The organism is Streptomyces glaucus, assembly GCF_039533365.1.
GTDB classification, from domain to species: domain Bacteria; phylum Actinomycetota; class Actinomycetes; order Streptomycetales; family Streptomycetaceae; genus Streptomyces; species Streptomyces glaucus.
This window is the reverse complement of sequence record NZ_BAAATK010000006.1, coordinates 1-1,500: the sequence shown is the minus strand read 5'-3', so window position 1 is coordinate 1,500 and position 1,500 is coordinate 1. Positions and strand designations below refer to the sequence as shown.

2 pseudogenes are annotated in these 1,500 nt (G+C 72.3%); one reads left to right on the top strand and one right to left on the bottom strand.

The window, feature by feature from the left end:
* Positions 1-944 (bottom strand): annotated as a pseudogene (locus tag ABD363_RS06275) (VWA domain-containing protein); the annotation flags it as partial.
* Positions 945-1,220: 276 nt separating this feature from the next.
* On the opposite strand from ABD363_RS06275, the pseudogene ABD363_RS06270 reads away from it, so the two are divergent.
* Positions 1,221-1,500: pseudogene (locus tag ABD363_RS06270) on the top strand (phosphatase); the annotation flags it as partial.

Below are 1,500 nucleotides of genomic sequence, written 5' to 3'. Positions count from 1 at the left end.
GGCTCGGGCTCGGTCTCGGTGTCCGTAGCTGCTTCGGCGGCGGGCTCGGGCTTCGCGTCGGCTTCCGGTTCCGCCTGGGCGGCGGGCTCGGGCTCTGCGACAGTCTCGGCCGTCACGGCAGGCTCGGGCTCCGGAGCCGTCTCCGTCACCGGCTGCCGTTCAGCCGTCTGCTCGTCCCTGGGCTGCGGTTCTTCGGCGGCCTCGGGTTCTTCGGCGGACCCAGGGCCTTCGACGGCCTTCGGCTCGTCGCCGTCTTCCGTTTCTTCGGTGGCCCTGGGCTGTTCGGTGGTTTCCGGTTCGTCGGCGGCCTTGGGCTCTTCGGCCGTCTTCGGTTCCTCGACGGGTTCCGGCGCTTCGGCGACCGGCGGTGTACCGGCGGCAGCGGACTCCTCCGCCACCGACGGCTCCGTCACCGCGGTCGACACCTCTTCGGTTTCCGGCGTCTTGTCGGCCTTCGGCGTCTCGTCGATCGGCGTCTTCGTCTCGGCCTCGGGCGTCTCCTCGGCCTCCGGCGTCTTCGTCTCGGCCTCGGGCGTCTCCTCGGCCGCCGACGGCGTCTCGGCGGTCTTCCGGTCCGCGGTCTCCTCCGTCCGCTCGCTCTCCGTCGTGCGCGTCGGCTTCGGGACCGTGACGTTGTCGAAGGCCGCGACGACCAGTTCGTGCTCCTCGCCGGCGGCCGGACGGGAGTCGGGGATGTGGGCCGCGGGGGCGGGCTCCGACTCGGTGGACGGGGACGGCAGCTTCGGTTCCGGCGACGCGGACTCCCCGGGGGCCGTCGTCCCGGTCGACGCGGCCTCCGGGGCAGCGGCCCCGGTCGCCTGCGCGGCCTCCGTCTCCGCGGGCTCCCGCGAAGTGGCCGGCTCCTGCGCCGCACCCTCCGCCTCGGCGGCCCTCGCTTTGCGTGACCGGCCGAATGCGTTCCGCAGGAGAGTGAGAATGCCCATGTGCGCAACCCTTCGCGTGAGTTGAAGCCCGTCAATCCCTGGCCAGGACGGACACGTAAGGTTAGCGGCCCCGCCTTGTGATCTTGTGCAGGGTCTGGCACGAAAGCCCCGCCGCGTCAAGGGCCGCATCCAGTCTCCCCGTACTTCCGTCGTGGACGTCTGCGACTTCCTTCCGGCTGCCGCAGGTTCACTCTCTGTTCACCCGAGCGCCCGACTCCCGCACGTATGTGCCCCTACGGTCACGACGACACCAAGGGCATCCCAGGGGAGAACACAGTGCGCAAGCTGCTGCCGTTGATCGGAACACCGTCCGGATCCCATCCCGGCGGCCGGTCCGCCATGACCTGTCGTTTCCGGTGTGGTGACGCCTGCTTCCACGAGGTGCCCAACACCAGCTCCAACGAGTACGTCGGCGACGTCATCGCCGGTGCCCTCAGCCGTCGCTCGATGATGCGGGCCGCCGCCGTGGTCACCGTCGCCGCCGCGGGCGCCGGCGCCGTGGGCGTGGCGGGCGCCCCGCAGGCCGCCGCCGCGGCCCCGGCCGCGGCCGGGGCCG